The sequence below is a fragment of the Novipirellula artificiosorum genome (genome assembly GCF_007860135.1).
Lineage (GTDB): Bacteria > Planctomycetota > Planctomycetia > Pirellulales > Pirellulaceae > Novipirellula_A > Novipirellula_A artificiosorum.
The window spans coordinates 279,890-299,016 of sequence record NZ_SJPV01000007.1; the positions used below are offsets into that span (position 1 = coordinate 279,890).

The following is a 19,127-nucleotide window of genomic DNA, read 5'->3' on the forward strand; positions in this document are numbered from 1 at the left end:
GACCCTCCAACCCTCGCGAGCGTCGCAAGTAAGAGCGAAGTCATCGATTGGGAGCTTCTAAATGCCTGCGGGCTCCGGCGGATCGGCACTCATGACCCATTCGATGGTTTCGCTCAGCGACACCGTGGCCAAGGCGATCGCGGTATCGCAGACACCGTAGTAAAGATGCAAGGAATCGTCGATCGCGATGGCGGCAGTCGGAAACACAACGTTGGGGATGTAAAGCCCCACCTTTTCGTAATACGTTTCGGGTTGCATGAGAAAACGCTTGGGACGCCGGATCACTTTCGCAGGGTTCTCTAAGTCCAACATCATCGCGCCAAGCCGGTAAACCACTCGCCGCGTTGTCGGATCTTCGACTTCGACGCCGTGATGAAACGCCAACCATCCCTGTTCTGTCTTGATCGGTGGCGTGCTCATCCCCATCCGACTACTTTCCCAGTCATGACGGGGGATGTCGATGAGCTCAGGGGACGACCAATCGTGCAGATCATCCGAATAGCTGATCCACGCGGTAGGTCGATCGGTTCCGTAGCCATCGCCGACAAACTGCAGCGGTCGACGAAACGCTGCGAAACGACCACGAATCTTTTCTGGAAACAAAATGACATCGCGATCGTCAAGCTCTTTTGGCGTTGCCCAGCTGTGGTGTTTCCAATCCCTGAGGTTCTCGGATCGTAAGATTCCGGTCCGCGTCATGTTGTCCGCTGGGTTCCCGGTGTGACCTTTGCATTGCGGCTCAAAGGACTCGGGAACCCCGACACCGGTCGGGTGTGAATTCCATGCAAATGGCCTATAGGCGTAGGTCATGTAATAGACACCCTCGATTTTTGCGATCCGAGGGTCTTGAACGCTGCCGAGACGACTGCCGGCCATTTCTGGAGTAAAAATAGGCTCATCACTGACATGATCAAAGTGGACGCCGTCTACGCTCTGTAGCATGCCAATGTAACAAATGAACGGTCTGAGTTGTCCAGCGGTACGCTCGAACATCGTAAAGATGCCGTCTTCGTAGTGAACAGCGGGATTGAAAACCGTGGCCATTCGCCAGGGGTATTTTCCCGGGACCACAATGGGGTTTTCAGTGCAACGCGTGACGGGGGGAGGCTGTCTTTCCATCAATCCAATCAGGTCTTATTTTGGGTCAAACTGATCCAGGCGATCCCACCAAGTGAACTTCATCACCAGTGATGTGATTGCGAGTATACCGAGAGAAACGAGAAACATGTCCCAGCGACGGATCACCAAAGCGACCGGAACGATGATCAACATCAATTGCCAAACAATCCCGATTGCCACGTTGATCATATCCATCGAAAAACTGTGGTTCTTTTCAACGTCAGGATGCTCCAGCTTGACTTTTTGGTAAATCGGATCCCAAAAACCCCAAGGTCGGACGTCGTAATAGAACTGCTTCAGCACTTGTTCGTCGTCAGGCGGCGTCATCAGGGTAGCGACGACGGAAGCAAACGCTGCCACGGGGGCGGTCAGGAAAAAGGAATACATGTCTTCGATTTGCCAAACGCCTGTTTCGTTTAGCACCTTAAAGCCGATCGCCGCAAGCACGCCCGAAATCATGCCGGCAAAATAGCCGTAGCCATTGAAACGCCACCAATGCCATTTCAAAATATTGGGTACCGCGTAGCCGCCGTAGAGCGCGAACGTCAACCACTTCGTGATGTCGTCAATCGAATCAATCGACAAGGCAAACACGATCCCCACCACCACCAATAAAATCGACGCCAAATAGCTGGCGACGACATACCGGCGCTGAGTCGCGCGTGGGTTGATGTACCGTTTGTAGATGTCATTGACAACATAGGCGGCTCCAGCGTTCACGGTGGAATCAAAGGTGCTCATGAATGCCGCCAATAAACCGGCAACCAAGAAACCCACCAAGCCGACCGGGACGAAGTCGCGGATCACCAGCGGAAGTACCTGTTCGAAATCGAATTGACCACCGTCTGCGGTCATCTCGCGAACCATTGGCGTAAAATAGACCAACCCCAATACCGCAATCCCGCTGATCATCAGAAAACGTGGAATCAATTGAACGATTGACATCCACCAATTTTCAAGTGCCGCCTCGCGAGCGTTGCGGACGGACAATTGATGCTGCATTCCGTAGCCCGGCGTTGGCCCCGCCATGCTGACCATCAATCCTTTGCCGAACATGATTGCGATGATCCATCCGAACCAATCGTAGTTGTCTGCCTTGATTTTCTCATTCAATCCCTCAACGTGATTGCTCCAATCGAGATTCATTTGCCATCCGAGTTGCAAGCTGTCCCATCCCTCAGGCGTGGCTGCTTGTAACGCTTCGCGTGAAACATTCGTCATTGCGATGTAGGCAATGAACACGGAAGTCAACGTCAAGATGACGAATTGAATCAAGTCGGTCAGCACGACACTGTACCAACCTCCGAGCAGCAGGTAGGCCAAGGTGAAAAGCAGAATCGCGATCGCGTAAGAGTCTGCGCTCGAGATTGGGCCGATCGAAAGGTCCCAAGGAAAGAACACGACGGCGAAGCGTCCAATCCCTTCATACGCCAAACACAGAAAGCCGACGGAGACGACGATCGCATAGACCACCACACTCATGTGCGAGAGCGTTCCGGCGCGGCCGCTGCCGAATCGTGTTTTCATCCATTCGGCGCCGGTCAGTACGTTCGACTTGCGGATCCATGGCCCCAGATAGACTTGCCGGAAAACGCGGTCGAACAAGGGCCAAATCCATGGAATGAACGCACTTTTGACCCCATAGGTAAAGAAGGCGGCGACAAACCACATCGTTCCTGCAATGTCGAATCCGCTGGCACCGTGTGACGTCCCAATCACCCACCAAGGGAGGCTCTTGTCAGCCAGAAAATACGAATCAATGTCCTGCGAAGCACGTTTGGACAAGTACCACCCCGCGACCAGAATCAAGCCGCAATAGGCGACGATGATCGCGATGTCGATCCCGTGCATCGCGATCGCGCGCGACGGATCGTTTTGCGACAGAAGGAGAGCAAGCGAATCCAACGCAGCAATCATCTTTGATGTCTCAACGGTAGCTCGGAAGGTCCTCAACGGGAGGCGTCCGTCGCATTCTAGCGGATCTGATGCTCATCGTGGTGCGTTCCGATCGTCACGCCTTCATCAGATCGACTACTGGGGTGGCAAGTCAAACGACAAATCAAAACGTCGCCAACACCAAGTCGTCGCCATCACCGCGACGGCCGCCACCATCCATGTTGCCAGGATCGCTCCGCCGACGAAAGCGTACCGTTGAATATCGGGCGGAAGCAGTTTGCCGCACAAGACCGCCCAGGCAAACAACAGGGCGATGGAGCCAGCGATCACGCTGCCTTTGCCTAAGAATGTCAACTTGGCCCTCAGCATCATCGCCAACCCTTGTTGATGAGGATGGTGCGGGTAGGCCAGAAAGAGTGCGTTTTCGGCTGCAAAGGTAAAGACCGCCAAGGCGGCGAGCATCAGCGTCCAAAGCAACCACTGTTCCACCCCAGGTCGTAGCACGGCAGTGGCCACCAACAGCGTGACAAACTGAAATGCCCACGTGATGCAAATCGGCAACGCCAATTGTCCAACCACCATCGAGAACGGTTTGACGGGAAGCGATTTGAGCAGTTGCATCCTGAGCAAGTCGCGGCGAAAATCTAGTCTAAGCGCCGGAGGCGCCAGCAGCATTGTGTAGAATGCCAATCCGCCGACCGTATAAAACCACTCGTTGTTCGTGCTTCCTCTGAGAAGCGGCAGCCAGCACAACATCGCAGGCACGATGAAACTAAACAGAATGGTTCCACGATAGCGGCGAATGCTTGTCGCTTGACGGACCATCATGGGCCACGCGTCGGAGCACCATCGTGAAAGGGCGCCCTGCGTGAAGGTCAGGGTCAGCCCTGCCGAATGTATTCTCGCCTTTCCAGCATTTCTGTCGCCACTTGAATCGTGATGGAGGGAGCGAAGGAGTCGCTGTTCTTGTTGGTCCTGTTGGTGGATTGCCCAGCGATCGACCGCGACCAACGCGACAATCGATAGGGGAATCACGAGCGCGGTCAGCGTGAGCCACGGAAGCGCCATCAAGGAAGAGGCATTGGATGTCGCGACAAACGATGCGGGAATCCACGGGATCGCAAAACCTTGGATCGCCAAGCACTCCGCAGTCGCTCCGATCGCATGGGTTCCGTTGAGAATGTAACGCCAAATCGGGGCGTCGAGCGGCGTTGCGGCGAGCACGCGAGTGACCACTTGGAGCCCGATCGCTATCAACACCAATACACTGGTCACACGAGCGATTCTCTGTTGTCGCAAATCGAGTCCAGACACAAAACGTTGCACGATCTGGCGGACGATATCGAGCAGCAGTAGCGAACAAAACACCCCAAGTGCCAAGCGTTCGATGTGCACGACATCGCCTGAAAGCACGATGGTCAACAGGACGGTCTTGGATGCCGTCGCCGTGAACAAATTGCCGATGCGATAGGTCGAAAGGGTCGATCGATGCAGCGGGGATCCTCCGAGCCATAGTTGCTCGGCCGGTGTCAGTTCGAGGTCCGCAACCGATTCCGACCAGAGGCATCGGACCGCGTGATAGATCGCGTACAACACCATGCCGCCCGAGAGCCACAGGCGGAGTCGATCCAGGTCAGCGGGGTCGCGTTTGGACAGAACGAGGACGAAGAACATTACATACAGGAACCAGAACAAGATCGCTAAAAAGGTCGCGATGATTCGTCGTGGCGATCGGATGCGATCGAGCCAGCGGCGAAAACGAAATTGAGCTCGCTTGCGAGTCAGCCATACCAATTGGCTGTGCGTCGCGGCGGTATCCCACGTTGAACCGATGTCCCGATCGCTTTCAGGGGTATTCATGCGACGACTTCCATCTCCAACACTTGGTCCGTCGGCGATGGCGATGCGTTCGACGATAAGTTCTCGTCGATTGCCGCGAAGTAGGCATCTTCCAACGTACAAGTCGATGCGTAGTGTGAACGTAGTTGGTTGACGGAACCAAAGAACCGAAGTTGGCCCCGCTTCATCACCAGGTAATGCGTACAGACGCCCTCGATCATCGGCAACAAATGGCTGCTAATCATCACGGTGGCACCCGCTTCCGCTCGATCGCGAACCGATTGAAGCAATTCGCGGATTCCTGGTGGGTCAAGTCCGGTCATCGGTTCGTCGAGCAACAAAACCTTGGGATCAAAAAGATAAGCACAACAAACGGCAAGTTTTTGACGCATCCCACGCGACAGCGTTGTCGCACCGGCGTCCAGCTTGTCGACCAGATCGAATGTCTCCAAGAGCCGATTTGCTTTGCGGTTGAATTGGCTGACTTTGTAAAGGCGTCCCATCAATTCCAGGTGTTGGGCCACAGACAAATCGTCGAACAGCGGTGGGTCATCCGGTACGTAGGCAAGTTGGCGTTTGAGCTCGATCAGATTCGTGCGACTGTCGAATCCTCCGACCGACATCGAACCATCCGACGCAGGAATCAGCCCTGCCAAGCAACGCATCACCGTCGTCTTGCCAGCGCCATTGGGACCGACCAGTCCACAGATTTGCCCCGGTTCAAGGTCGAACGAGATGTCGTCAACCGCCAAGTGCCGGTTGTAGATTTTACGTAGACCTTCGACGTGAATCATGTTCGCGAGCCGTGCTTGATTTAGGAGGGGAATCCGAGGCGGGGATGGCCGTCAAGCAAGGTTAGCTTACAAAGTGAATGCGGGACCGTTGGAAAAGGGATCAAAAATCGAAACGATTGGAACGACTGTATCGAATACTACCCTCGTTAGGGTGATTTGAGTGGGGCCGTTCCATGGAATCTCGCCGCTCTCTTTTTGACGCTTGGTGACAGTGTCGACCTGAGACCTGATCTGCCACGTGCCCGACGCATCGGGTGGGCGCGATGGGTTGGGTGAGCCCTTCTTTTCCTCCTCATCCGACGGAAGCGCGCGGAACCCAGACTCGAGGTTTTTTGGAGGTATGGCTCCGGTGTCCAATGATCTCTTAGAAAAGAGTGCCCGACGGACGGTCGTCCGCAGGGAACCAGTAGCACCCTTGGGGCACCGTCGACCGGGATATCCCTTGTCAAGTTGCACCTCTGCAGAGCTCGACTCCGTTTCTCCCGGCAACTGCACGATGACAAGTGAAAATAGCTCCTGCCAGCAATGATTGGACACCGGAGAGATGCCTCGAAAACCTCCTGCGCACGCTTCCGCCGGATGAGCCTTTTTTCCCTCCCTCCGGTGCTAGACGGGCAGCATCTTCTTTGGAATGCCGATCGAGATCACTTCGACGATTCCGAGGAACTCGCGAGCTTCCTTCGTTGCAAAGCCGGTTTTTTCGGCAACAAACGTCAACGTTGCATCCGCTTGGAAAGTCGGTTCGCCAGGGACGCCCGTGTCGACATCAAGCCCGGTTGGAATGTCGATTGCAATCCGAATGGCGTCAGCGGCGTTCGCGGTGCGGACCGCATCGGCATAGACGCCTTGTGGATCTCCCGTCGCACCGGTCCCCAGCAAGCAATCGACAAGGATCGCCGCCGAGCCAAGGGTTGCTTCGAGCTCCGCGGGATCTTCGACCACTTCGATGTCCAATCCCGCTCGAACCGCGATGTTCGCGTTCGCAGCCGCGTCACCGGTCAGCGAACCGAGTGGCACGACCGAAACAACTTTGACTGTTCGGTTCATCAAGTCCAAGTGCCTTGCGATCACGTAGCCGTCGCCAGCGTTATTCCCTTTGCCACACAAAACCACCAGATCGCCACTTGGTGCAATCCGATGGATGGCCTCGGCAGCACCACGGCCAGCGTTTTCCATGAGCACCAATCCCGACATGCCATAATGCTCGATGGCGGTTTGATCGATTTGACGGACCTGTTGGCGAGTCAGGCGTAGCATTCGGTCATCCCCCAGTGTGTGAGCTTCAAGATCATGGTATGAAAACAGTTTCCAGTGATCGAATTGATTCCCCGATCCCTTTTTACTTTTCGCCTGCCAACGGAGAGAGGTTGATTCATGCCGCTTTACGAATACGAATGCAAATCTTGTGACAAAGTGATTGAGCTTCTGGTCCGTTCGCAAGACGAGCTTGCCGAATGCCCACAGTGTGGAAACACGAAGATGGAGCGACAATTAAGTGTGACCGCCGCGCCGTCAATCAAGCGGAGTTCGTCGCTGCCGATTAGCGGCAGCGGTGAAGCCTGCGGCATGCCGCGATGTTGCGGCGGTGGTTGCCAAATGTAACGCGAGGCGATCCGAAGCCTGCACTCCAACGCCTGGCATCGAGTGATGCCGGCGCCGTTCGCCTCGTGCATCATCCCGTCTTGCTTTTGGGGTAACGGAACGCGCCAACGGTATCGGCCGTCCCCGGAATCAGCGAAAGTGTTGACGACTGCCGCTACGACCCAACCCCAAATCTTGGCGTGGATAAAGCGCTAGTAGCCACCGCCACTTTGGTCATAGTCTCCGCCACTCTGATCATAGTCTCCGCCACTTTGGTCATAGCCACCGCCACTTTGATCATAGCCGCTGCCATAGCCTTGGCCTCGACCAGGCTGTTGTGGGGGCGTGGCCCCCATTGATGTGGCGACACCGCTTGCCGCTTGAAGGGCGGGAGCAATGGCGGTCATCATCGCGGGAACCTGTGAGAACACCTCCGTTTCCATCGCGGTATGGAAAGCCTGCTTCGACTCGGCCGCGGCCAGTGCATCGATTTTCGGCTGTAGCATCATCATGAAGGCCGAAACCAACGGATTGGAAGTCAAGTTCTGCACTTCCGACTCTTCGATTTGTTTCTTCGCTGTTTCGATTCGTTCGTCCCATTTGTCGACCAAGATCGCTGGGACCCAGTACCCGTCAACCTTCTTCAAGGTGAAAACGACCGACTGGTCATTCCGCGTCTGTTTGACATTCAGCTCGGTCTTTTCGACGACTTTTTCTTCCTTCGGCGCACCACCCGATCCGCTTTGTGACCCGCCGTAATCGGACCCATAGTCCGATCCGTAATCGGATCCGTAGTCATCCGACCCACCATAATCATCCTCGTAACTGGATCCATAGTCTGCTCCATAATCCGAACCATAATCCGAACCATATCCGCCGCCGCCACGGTTCGTGGAGGTTGGTTTTTCCGTTGTCTCTTCGAACGACGATGCCCCTGTTTGTGTCACCGATTTGATAACATGTAAGTGCGGTGCGATCGCGTTGTCTCGCTGAGCCAACCAATCTCGAAACGGCTGTGAAGCGAGAGCGTTCGTTGCCAAAAAATCTTCTGCTAAAGTTGTTTGCAATAGACCGGAAACCGCAAGAGTCAATTCGCGAACCTTTGACCTCGTCTCCTCGTTGAGTTCTTCCATCCGCGGGTGACTGAACACCCAGTTCTGTCGTGTGGTGACGACTTCCCCCAGTTTGCTAATCGGCTGAAGGGCAGACACCAAGCCAGCGGGTTGCACCTTCTGAGCGACGAGCTTTGCCAAGGTATCAATGTCGTCGCGGTACTTCTGTGGAAGCGAATCGTACGCGGCCAACAACCCGTGACCGTTCGTGTCCTGTTGCTCGATGTGTTTCATCGCCTCGATGGGATCGCTGTCTTTCCCGAGCGGTTGGTAGGCTGGAGCCGGATCGGGGGTCGGCAGCGGTTCGGGGGCTCGCGCGTTATCCACTGCAACTTGTGTTGCCAATTCTTGAATCAACTCGGAACGCTGGGATTCCTTTTTCGCCGCCAACTTTTGGGCTTGAATGCGACTTTCGGCGCGAAGATTGATTAGTTCAACGGAAACTCGTCGGCCATCGGCCAGTTTCAAAATTGCGTGGTCCTCCCAAATCCCCATCAACTCGCCATCGACTTGGTGATTGCCGTTCAGTCCAGTCCATGTTTCGGCGATTGCATCGTCGGATGTCGAAAGGCATGCGATCACGACGAGCAGCCAAGTGGCAGCGCTGATCGCGACCGGTCGTCTCGTTCCCATCGCAGGCAACCGAACAGGGTGGCATCGGGATGGATTGGACGGCAAAAATTTGAAAGGTGTCATGTCAGATGGTGGGAAAAAAGGAGGGAAGTCCTCTGTCGCGACCGACCGAGAAGGCTTCGGGCAAATAAAAAATGCTCTGAGGGCGGTTTCCACGCATTGTCGCCAACACGCCTGGCCTCGAGAACCATTATATTGAACACCGCATCGATTTGCGTGACCGATACAAGTCGATCCCGAAATTCTTTTCTGTTCCCGGTGGGAGTCTGTTTTGAGTGAGATAGTTGACACGATACCGTTGAGTGCCGCACAAATCCACGAGTTGAAGGAAAAATACTACAACGCCACCATTGTTGACCGAGTAGATACACATCGCGACTTGGCTCGCTTCCGAATTCGCCCTGACAAGCCATTTCCGCCGTTCGAGCCGGGGCAATTCGTTAGCCTCGGGATAGGAAATTGGGAACAACGGGTTCCTGGGACGCAAAAGGAGGAATTGACGGAAAAAGACTGGGCAAAATGCATTCAAAGGGCCTATTCGATCTCGTGTCCCGTCGTCGATTCGGATGGCAAAGTGGCACCCGTCAACTCGGTCGATTACCTCGAGTTTTATGTGACGTTGGTTCGCCAATCGGGCTTGCCTGGCGAACCGCCGCCAGTGGTCACGCCACGACTGTTTGGCTGTTCCGTGGGGGATCGCGTTTTGGTGGGAAAGAAGATCGTGGGCCACTATACGATTGGAAAGGTCGAGCCAGACGATACGATCTTGATGCTGAGCACCGGAACGGGTGAAGCGCCTCACAATGCCATGGCCGCTGAATTGCTTGCCCGAAACCATCGAGGCCGTATCGTCAATGCAACGTGCGTGCGCAATCGCATCGACCTGGCTTATTCGAAAGAACACCAGCAGCTAATGGAAGCGTTTTCACAGTACCGCTACTTGCAATTCACGACACGCGACCCCGAAAACATCGATCCAGAGCATCCAGGGTTCGTTGGCAAACAGCATTTGCAGGCGTTGTTCCTGTCCGGTGAATTGGCCAAAGCAGCCGAGGATCCGCTCGACCCGGCACAGACCCACGTGTACCTCTGTGGAAACCCAGCCATGATCGGTTATGTGCCCCCAGGCGCCGATCCGCCCACGACCCCCGGCATGTTGCCGCTGTTAAAAGATGCTGGATTTCGAGACGATCACGGTTATGAAGGCCCCGGATCCATTCGTTTCGAGAAGTACTGGTAATCAATTGTCGCACACTCTTTCGGTCTGCAATTCCGCACGTTACAAACAAAGATCCGATTCTCAAACTCCTGATCCCTCTTTTCCCGAGCTGCATCATGAACCTGAACAACACAATCGCCCTTATTCTTGGTGGTGGCCGCGGGACGAGACTGTTCCCGCTGACGAAAATTCGTGCCAAACCGGCTGTGCCGTTGGCGGCCAAGTACCGGTTGATCGACATCCCGATCAGCAATTGCATCAATAGCAATCTGAATCGCGTTTATGTGTTGACGCAGTTTTTGTCCGAAAGTCTGCATCGTCACCTTCGGCAAACCTATCACTTTGACCACTTCAGCGGCGGATTTGTCGAATTGCTCGCGGCTCAGCAAACGGTTGACGAAGGAACCGATTGGTACCAAGGCACCGCCGATGCGGTTCGCAAAAACTTGGTCCACCTTGAAGAGAGTTGGATCGAGCACGTGTTGATCCTGTCGGGTGACCAGTTGTACCGAATGGACTTTCGCGAAATGATGCAAACCCACATCGATTCGGGAGCCGATGCAACGATTGCCGGCATCCCCGTTTCGCGGGAGGATGCTTCTTCACTTGGAATCATGCAAGTTGATGACGAAGGTCGTGTCCGTGGTTTCGTTGAAAAACCGCAAACCGAAGAGCAGCTTGCCACGGTTCGAATGAACCCGGCCTGGATTGACGGTCATGGTATCCCCAGCAAGGGTCGCGACTTATTGGCCAGCATGGGGCTCTACATCTTCAACAAATCGGTCATGGTCGATTTGCTCAATAGCACCGACCACGAAGACTTTGGCAAAGGGATTTTCCCCGAAGCGATCAAGTCTCACAAAGTCCAACTCCATCTGTTCGATGGCTATTGGGAAGATATTGGAACGATTCGAGCATTTTACGAATCAAACCTAAGCTTGGCAGGCAAGGCACCGCCCTTCGATATTCGCAATCCCAACGCACCGATCTACAGTCGACCGCGGTACCTGCCCCCGACGATCATGGGTGATTCCAAGATCATTTCCAGCTTGATCGCTGACGGATGCCGGATTGGGGACAATGTCACGATCGAAAACAGTGTAATTGGATTACGAACGGTGATTGGGGACAACGTCACCATTAAAGACAGCGTCGTGATGGGGGCGGATGAAATCGAATCTGAGGATGACGCCAAGGCGAGCGGGCTGTTGCCGGTCGGAATTGGCAGCAATAGCCACATCGCTGGCGCGATCCTGGACAAGAATTGTCGGATTGGCGAGAACGTGCGAATTACCAACGTAGCGGGCCACGACCATCACGGCGAGGATGGGCCGCTGCAAGTTCGCGATGGTATCTCGATCGTGATCAAGAACGCCCAAATCGAAACGGGTTTTCAAGCTTAAGAGTGCGTTGAGCCCCACTGCGCCATCCCTCCGCGATTCGCGGAGGCCGCGCCGGTTTCTCGCTGCTTATTGGCCACGTGCGCCTGCGGGACCCGCTCATTCCCCCCCGAATGACGTCGTGCAGCTATTCAGTGCTTGAACAATAAGCGCTTACGGGCTTCACCCTGCACGGGGCGTGGCCTGACCAAGCGGTGTTCAGGCGTATCGAAAAGTTTGCCGCGCGTTCTGGGCCCTCCCCCTCGCTGCGCTCGACCCCTCCCGCTGCGCGGGCAGGGGTGGTTGGATACCTAAACACTTCAGCAGTCACAACTTAAAAACTGCACGACCTCCAAGCGGGAGGGGTGGTTTGACTGTCCCTTGGTAGAGGGTTTCTTGGCACCCAATTGGTGTGCGGAATGCCCCTCACCCCTCCAACCCGCTAGTATCTGGGTAATCGTCTTTCTGGGCGTTACTTTGGGTGCTTTTGACAGTTGATGCGACCGACTTTGCCTGCAGCTATGTCGGTGGCACGGCGGAGTAGATCAATTACCCCTGGATGCATGACATCGTGGGAGAGCTGGATCGCGCCGTCGTTTGTATGCAATCAGCTTGCACCGATTGGGTAAGAGGCAGACTGCGCACGTTGGAGTCGTAGGCTTTAGCCGATTCAGCACGCAATCGGCTAAAGCCTACCACTCCAACGAATCATCCGTTTTAAGCTCCCGCTGAAAAACAGCACGAACCCTCGCCAGGGCAGGTGCTGGCGAGCTGAGAATCAAGCGGCCAAAAGGCGAGTGGACTGGACGCCATCAAGGGGTGAATGAGCTCCCTTGATGAGGTGCCAATTCAGCGGTGTTTTCTGTCTCTCGCAACGGTTTGCGTGGGCCTTGCGGGCCAGGTCGGCGTCCTCGCCGACGGCCCTGCTGTAGAGGTACGAACCGACCGGCGATGGGCAGCAGCAGCTTGCTGATGCACAGCTTGTTAATGCTCAAGTTCATCTCGTCGCTTTCGGCCTTCAAGACGTCGTGCAAACTCATCGGCAAGCGGATGGTGATCATGCGTTCGGGCTCCGCAGAGTCTCCCTTGGACGGGTCTTGGCCTCGCATCGCCGCGACCATTTCTTGCAGTGTCAGAAACTCTTTGGACATCTCGAATCTTCTTAGCGAATCGGCATCGGGGAACAGTCGGCGGACGACGCCGTCAACACCCAGCATCTCGCGGTAGAAGACCACCCAGTTGCCTGTCTTTGCAAACGCTTCTTCCGCTAATCGCAGGACTTCCTGGCCGCGACGTTCCGTCGGGATTTCATCAACAGACTCGGGGGCAATTCCCAAACGGGGGGCTACTGCATCGTGTTGGTCTGGGGCCGGGTCGCTAGCGTAACGAAGGGCTTCGCTGTTTTCGATAGGGTTCATTTTCGTGAGCTTCCTTTTAACTTCCATGGTCTTGCGTGCTGTTTCCATGCACATTGGTGCGGGTCGGTGGCACGCTGGTGCGGGGTGTTTGGCCCCATCCTCTCGACCCGTCAAACGAAGATTCGGAAGCTATGCTTTCAAAACAACTTACGGCAATTGCTAGCTGCGTGCGCAAGGCTTAGGCATCGCCGCTCGCATTTGTGCATCGCCGATGTGCCTGGAAATTAAGCAGCGGCGGTGTGTGCATTAACTAAGTGTCCATGTTTTTCGTGTGTTCGGTTTTCTTCGCCTTGCGCGAAGTATGCGTTGTGTTTTGCCGCGTTTTTTCGGTCCAGAGTTGTTTCTTGTTTTTTTGAAAGCAATTCTTTCGAGTCAAGGCTGGTGGAGGCGAGGGATGCTGGGTTGGCCAGGTTTGTGCGGCGGGTTCAGAGGATCCCGAGAAAATACCGCTAGAGGGGGTGGGCAACTCGGGTCGCAAGTGCGGCGATCTCCAAGCCGAGTCAAGGGCTCGGGGAGAACTGCATGGCCGCTAAGGGGTTCGCCAAGAGGGGGGGCGCTGAGTTTCGGCATCCGGCATCTGACATCTGACATCTGACATCTGACATCTGACATCTGACATCTGACATCTGACATCTGCCCAATCTTACCCGCATGCTTCGGCGAGCATTCCGACGGCGCGGTCGACCTGGTCGCGACTGGTGGTCCAGCCGAGAGAGATCCGCAGGGTCCGACCGATTTGGGCATCGGTCCGGCCGATCGCCTTCAGAGCTCGAGTGATCTCGTCGGGCGGTTCGGTCGACTGGGCGGTGGCGAAGACAAGCTGCCGCGCGGCTCTGCGGATCCGTGATACCTCGCGTGGCATCTCGATCGCCAGGGTGTTGGGGATCCGGGGTGCGTCTTCGGCAAGTAAAATGGGTTCGTTGCTAAGGGAGCTTTGAAGGCCTTTAAGGAGCCTCGCTGAGAGCTCTGAAAAGTTGTCGGATACCTCGCCTGCACATCGGCTGGCGAGGTTCGCGGCGGCGCCCATGCCGATGCACGCGGGGACATTCTCGGCACCGGGTCGCAAGCCCATTTCTCGCGGCTCGCCATAGGCAATCGGTGACAGGTGCAATCCGCGGCGAACATAGATCGCCCCAATGCCTTTGGGACCGTAGAACTTGTGGCCGCTGATCGCGATCGTATCGGCCCTCAGCCGGGTGGTGTCGACCGACAGCTTGCCGAAGACTTGGGTCGCATCACAATGGAGACGAACCCCCTGGTTGTGGCAGAGATCGGCAACTTCACGCACCGGTTGGATCGTGCCGAGTACGGGGTTGGCCAATTGCAGGCAGACCAGGCGCGTGTCGTCTCGCAGCATGGACTTGACCCGATCGGGGTCGATGACCCCCTCGGGCTCACAAGGGATCATTTCGACCTCGATCCCAGCGGCTTCGAGGCTACGGGCGGCGGCGGTCACCGAATCATGCTCAAGTTGGCTGACCAGCACATGGCCGGGGGACTCGTTGCGGTGCGCAGGCGATGTCAGCAGGCCGAGGATCGCCAGATTGTTTGCTTCGGTCCCCCCACTGGTGAACACGATTTCGAACGATTCGCAGCCCACTAAGCCAGCGACCGATTCACGAGCCTGCTCGAGTGCCTCGCCGACCGCTTGGGCATGGGCATGTTCTTGGTCCGGCAGCAGGAAGTGGGTCATCCAATAGGGCTGCATCGATTCGAGGACCGAAGGGGCCAGCGGCGTGGTGCGGTTGTAATCGAGGTAAATCAATGGAAATACGAGCTAAGTGGCTAGCGGAAGCTATCAAAAATCGCTGTTTTTTCGCCGCAGAGCAACTTGGTGCGGATCAAAATCGAGCGTTGGGCGTCAAACGCGAAGGGAAACACCAGACTAGTCGCCGTTTTCCCAAAAACCAGACGACACACGGGGCGCCGGAAAAAACGTTCTTTATGGTCTGGAAACGAGGTGCAATGCACTTCTTTTCCGTTCAACGGGTTTGCACTACACCGCAGAAGTGGCGATAATCGAGGTGTGAAGAACCTTAGCAGGATGCTGCACAAAAATCTCTACACTCCCCTCTCAAAAAATCTTTTCTTTACGGAGCGCGAAATGAAGCGACAACAAACTGGTTTCACCCTTGTCGAATTGCTGGTGGTGATCACGATCATCGGCATCTTGATGGGGCTATTGCTTCCTGCCGTCAACGCGGCTCGAGAACGAGCTCGTATGCAGCAGTGCCTTGCCAACATGAAGAATTACGGCTTGGCCGCGATCCAATATGAAAACACCAAAGGCGAGTTGCCGGGTTACCTGATGGATTTCGGGACCTTCACGACCGGAATCGATCCGACGGAAACCGACTCGTCGGCAACGCCTCCGCCATCCCATCGCAAGATCGGCACTTGGGCCGTCGCCCTGTTGCCTTGGCTTGACGCGCAACCGACTTATGAGCACTGGAGTGAGGATCGCTACCCGGTCGTTGACGGTGCTGGCGGTGATCGCCAGGGGACGAGTGGTCGAGATGCGGGCGACGGATTTCATGAGATGGCGGCGCCTAACTTGGCGATTTTCCAATGTCCCAGCAATCCCAACGACAGTTCCGAATGGGGCAGCAACAGCTACATCGCGAACAATGGACTCTACATTGCACCACCTCCATTTCCTACTTCTGGACTGATTAGCTTTGATGATTCCCAGGACCGCGCAAATGGGGCGTTCAACGCCAAGGCAGTGTTGCCCGCAGGGCCTAGGGTTCGATTGGATGACTTCAAAGACGGACAGGGAAATACGGTTTTGTTTTCGGAGAGTGTTCAAGCGTTGCCGTGGCATCGAGCTGGGTTCATCAATGCGTCCGATCTCGTTGCCAGCCCGCTTGTACCCGCTGCTTTCTCCAACGCTCGCGCGACGCAAGGGATGATGTGGCACTACGAAGATCCCGATGCTTCCGCTTCTTTGCCTTGGTCAAATGGGACCCCAGCGGAGGTTTTTTCTGTGCATCGTATCAATGGCGGCGGGACCAACCCAGGTCTCGATATTTTTAATCTGACCATGCACGATACCTTGCGATCGGGCGGGATGGACATTGGCGGTCGGGCGGCGTATCCGCAAGACCTCGCTCGCCCCTCCTCGGCGCACGTTGACGGCGTGAATGCATCGATGGCTGACGGTGGAACTCGGTACATTGGTGAGCAAATTGATTATCGTGTCTACCAAGCGTTGCTGACCCCTCGTGGAAAAAGCAGTGATGTGCCGTGGCAAGAGTTCGTGTTGAACGACGACGACTATTAACGGTCGACTCGCAAAAGGGACGATTTCAAAAACGAAGGTGGTGCTGGATACAGCATCGCCTTTTTTGTTTGCGCGGAAAGCATTTGATGGCAGCGGTTGGCAGCGGGAACGGAAACAAGGGCTCTTCAAACCCGTTCAATGCTGGCATACGAGACGAAGCGGAAAGGCCGAAAGCTTGCGGCGGTCTCAGGATGGAAATCTTTCCCTGTTTTAAAGGGGGCCTTGCAGTTTGGTGTTACCCAGCCAGAGGACATGGGTATCGACACGAGTCGCGTTCATGGAGTCTGGTTCCCCTTGCCCCGAACGCTCGCGGGGAGAGAATCGGGGGCTTACCTTTACCCACACGTCGGCACGCCGAAAATGGTCCAAAACCACGAGCTTCACTACGGCGAAGCCGTTAAACTCGGCAGCCCAGGGTCGCGATAGCGCAGCCTGGGTAAACGGAGCACTCAAAGCTCTTACGCCAACGGCGTTGTATTCCAAAGCCTAGGGTCGCGCCGCGGCGAAGCCGCAGAGCGCACCTAGGTCGCCGACCACGTCGCGTGGCATACCTCGAAGAGGTTTTACAAAGAACGGCATGGACGCCGCAAAATGATGCCAATCGGCGCTGGCGTCCTTGTACAACGCCTGCGGCGTAGGATAACGATGTCGACACGTGCCCCCAGGGTGCGCCGCTGCGCGTCGACCCTGGTCTCTGGAATCCAACCGCTTCGCGGTATTGTTCCCTAAGACAACAGCGATTCATTCCGAAACGCTTCTCGCGGTGGCGTGGCAGCGGGAGCGCATCATTGGATTTACACACACGTCGGAACGCCGAAAATGGTCCAAAACCACGAGCTTCACTACGGCGAAGCCGTTAAGCTCCGCAGCTCAAGGTCGCGATAGCGCAGCCTGGGTAAACGGAGCACTCAAAGCTCTTACGCCAACGGCGTTGTATTCCAAAGCCTAGGGTCGCGCCGCGGCGAAGCCGCAGAGCGCACCCTAGGTCGCCGACCACGTCACGCGGTATACCTCGAAGAGGTTTTACAAAGAACGGCATGGACGCCGCAAAATGATGGCAATCGGCGCTGGCGTCCTTGTACAACGCCTGCGGCGTAGGACAACGATGTCGACACGTGCCCCCAGGGTGCGCCGCTCTGCGTCGACCCTGGTCTCTGGAATCCAACCGCTTCGCGGTAATGTTCCCCACGACAGCATCGATTCATTCCGACGCCCAGCCCTTCTCTCTCAGGAAATTGCAAAGAGAAGGGAGGCAGGATCGCGGACGAAGCAGCATTTGCAAATTCACCCCCAACTTGCTCCAGGTAGGATTCCGATCAGGCCACGCCACAGGGAAGGTGAATTGTGCAAACGCCTACTTATGAACCGGTACGACCTCCAAGGGGGGCGGCATGCTCTTTCGAGGTGGTTAAGGCATCTGTCTATGTGAGGGCTTCCGTTTTTGCGATAGCCATACGATGGATCGCAAGGTTGTGGGTCCAATCGCTGGAGCGAAACACTAGCCATGCGGTGTCCAGCAATGGCTACCACCTCGCTGGGAAAATGTTGAACATAGATGGCGGGACAAGAGGAATGGGTTGATGTCGTCCTCAAGAAGCGGGACACACCGGAGTTTCCGTCCGCACGCCGTCACCGATTTTCATTCGCTGGCGCGGCCGCCGATACCCCTTGCGAACTTGCGCCAGCATATCTGCTGGCGCGGTTTGCTTTAGGCTTTGCGGGCCCTGCGTCGCCGGCGAATGGCCAATGCGGCCGTTCCAACTGCGAGGGCAGCCAACGACGTCGGTTCTGGGACAGCCGAAATCTCACTGATTACAACGGCGTTCAGAAAGCCGCCCGTGCCGAAATTACCCGCTTCGGTCGAAACAACTCCACCCAAGGTTGAAGTAGCGTCAACGCTCGAAAGGTACACGCCAAAGTCGGAGGGATTCACCGGAAAAGTGGGGCTGGTGACGACGTTTTCGTAGAATGTTCGTACCCCATCGCCGTTCTGATCCGCATACATGTTGAGTGTTGAGGGCGCTGTTCCGTTGGAGAGAATGTGATCGATGCGATAGTTCGCGGAGGCGTTTAGGCCGGAGAACGTAAGTGTTATTGGCGTGTCGAAATGTGAAAAATAGGTATTGCCGATCGTTTCCAAGCCAGTATTGTCTCCGCTAGCGACTCCAAAGTTTATGCCTGGCGCAGGTGTTGGGCCAACAACCGCAGAGCTATTTGTTTGGACGCTTAAGGTGATACTGCCCGCTGTAACGGACCAGGGTGCCGGACCCAGCAGAGGCGTGAACGAGACGCCCTGTACGGTCGCTGTCGTCACGGCGCTTGCCGCGCCGAGGTTCGCTGCCAAGAGCACGTTTCCAGAATCCAGGACCCATCCACCTGAAGCATCTCCGCCCGTCAATTTCACCACCGCCGCATCTACGTTGCCGCTGTTGATTCCGAATGCGAGGCAGGCCGCTGCGAGTGCCCGAAGGAGGTTTGACTTGATCATTTTCACGGCGTTTTCTCCACTTGCGCCCGTTCAGTGTGGGCGAGGAATGACGAGTCGAAGGGGATGGGAAGGTGTCTATCGTTCCTAACTGCCCCAGTCTGACTATCTAGGATGACTGGTGTCACCGCGCTTGTCAATTCTCATCGTAGGTCCTTTTCCCCAAATTGGGCCGGTTTTTGACACTCCTCGCGGAACGGCATCGGATTCCGGGAAACGGTTGGCGTTGGCAGTGGTCTAGCCCGGATGATTGGCGGCGCAAGTTGGTGTACCGTCAGAAAAGACCCAACTTAGGGAGTGCCCGGTAGCAGTGACCACGACGTGGTCGTTATCCTTGGTTGAACCCATTCCCTACGTTAGACGCTCTTT

General features: G+C 55.8%; 13 protein-coding genes. 4 read left to right on the forward strand and 9 right to left on the reverse strand.

Annotated elements, in window-relative coordinates; all coding sequences use genetic code 11:
* Window positions 1-57 precede the first annotated feature (57 nt).
* The 5 genes from Poly41_RS19810 to Poly41_RS19830 form a co-directional block, all read right to left on the reverse strand.
* Window positions 58-1,119, reverse strand: coding sequence for a glycoside hydrolase family 130 protein (locus Poly41_RS19810; RefSeq protein ID WP_146528461.1), 1,062 nt, complete (start codon window positions 1,117-1,119; stop codon window positions 58-60).
* Window positions 1,120-1,134: 15 nt separating this feature from the next.
* Window positions 1,135-3,036 carry a sodium:solute symporter family protein gene (locus tag Poly41_RS19815; protein WP_146528462.1) on the reverse strand — a complete coding sequence of 634 codons (1,902 nt, stop codon included), beginning with the start codon at window positions 3,034-3,036 and terminating at the stop codon, window positions 1,135-1,137.
* Window positions 3,037-3,150: 114 nt separating this feature from the next.
* Window positions 3,151-4,875, reverse strand: coding sequence for a hypothetical protein (locus Poly41_RS19820; RefSeq protein ID WP_146528463.1), 1,725 nt, complete (start codon window positions 4,873-4,875; stop codon window positions 3,151-3,153).
* Window positions 4,872-5,648: an ABC transporter ATP-binding protein gene (locus Poly41_RS19825; protein WP_146528464.1), complete on the reverse strand. Its 777-nt coding sequence runs from the start codon at window positions 5,646-5,648 to the stop codon at window positions 4,872-4,874. The genes Poly41_RS19820 and Poly41_RS19825 overlap by 4 nt, the downstream gene beginning before the upstream one ends.
* Window positions 5,649-6,254: 606 nt before the next feature.
* Window positions 6,255-6,905, reverse strand: a complete 651-nt coding sequence (locus Poly41_RS19830; RefSeq protein WP_146528465.1) for an NAD(P)H-hydrate epimerase — start codon at window positions 6,903-6,905, stop codon at window positions 6,255-6,257.
* A 117-nt stretch (window positions 6,906-7,022) separates the two neighbouring features.
* Between Poly41_RS19830 and Poly41_RS19835 the strand changes: the two genes are divergently transcribed.
* A complete protein-coding gene (locus tag Poly41_RS19835) occupies window positions 7,023-7,250 on the forward strand; it encodes an FmdB family zinc ribbon protein (protein ID WP_146528466.1) in 228 nt (75 codons plus the stop codon).
* Window positions 7,251-7,441: 191 nt separating this feature from the next.
* Here the strand turns inward: Poly41_RS19835 and Poly41_RS19840 are convergent, their stop codons facing one another.
* Window positions 7,442-9,037, reverse strand: coding sequence for a hypothetical protein (locus tag Poly41_RS19840; RefSeq protein WP_197231466.1), 1,596 nt, complete (start codon window positions 9,035-9,037; stop codon window positions 7,442-7,444).
* 208 nt (window positions 9,038-9,245) lie between these two features.
* Between Poly41_RS19840 and Poly41_RS19845 the strand changes: the two genes are divergently transcribed.
* Entirely contained in the window at window positions 9,246-10,214 is a 969-nt protein-coding gene (locus Poly41_RS19845; RefSeq protein ID WP_231615793.1) for a ferredoxin--NADP reductase, read from the forward strand.
* A 95-nt stretch (window positions 10,215-10,309) separates the two neighbouring features.
* A complete protein-coding gene (locus Poly41_RS19850; RefSeq protein ID WP_146528468.1) occupies window positions 10,310-11,596 on the forward strand; it encodes a glucose-1-phosphate adenylyltransferase in 1,287 nt (428 codons plus the stop codon).
* Window positions 11,597-12,384: 788 nt separating this feature from the next.
* Here Poly41_RS19850 and Poly41_RS19855 read toward each other — a convergent pair.
* Together Poly41_RS19855 and Poly41_RS19860 are read right to left on the reverse strand one after the other, a co-directional pair.
* Window positions 12,385-12,990, reverse strand: a complete 606-nt coding sequence (locus Poly41_RS19855; protein ID WP_146528469.1) for a hypothetical protein — start codon at window positions 12,988-12,990, stop codon at window positions 12,385-12,387.
* A 643-nt stretch (window positions 12,991-13,633) separates the two neighbouring features.
* On the reverse strand, window positions 13,634-14,755 hold the full coding sequence (locus Poly41_RS19860) for a cysteine desulfurase family protein (protein WP_146528470.1): 1,122 nt from the start codon (window positions 14,753-14,755) through the stop codon (window positions 13,634-13,636).
* Window positions 14,756-15,094: 339 nt separating this feature from the next.
* Between Poly41_RS19860 and Poly41_RS19865 the strand changes: the two genes are divergently transcribed.
* Entirely contained in the window at window positions 15,095-16,273 is a 1,179-nt protein-coding gene (locus tag Poly41_RS19865) for a DUF1559 family PulG-like putative transporter (protein WP_146528471.1), read from the forward strand.
* Window positions 16,274-17,981: 1,708 nt separating this feature from the next.
* On the opposite strand, the gene Poly41_RS19870 is transcribed toward Poly41_RS19865, so the two are convergent.
* Window positions 17,982-18,761 (reverse strand): PEP-CTERM sorting domain-containing protein, encoded by a 780-nt coding sequence (locus Poly41_RS19870; RefSeq protein ID WP_231615810.1) that lies wholly within the window; start codon window positions 18,759-18,761, stop codon window positions 17,982-17,984.
* Window positions 18,762-19,127 lie beyond the last annotated feature (366 nt).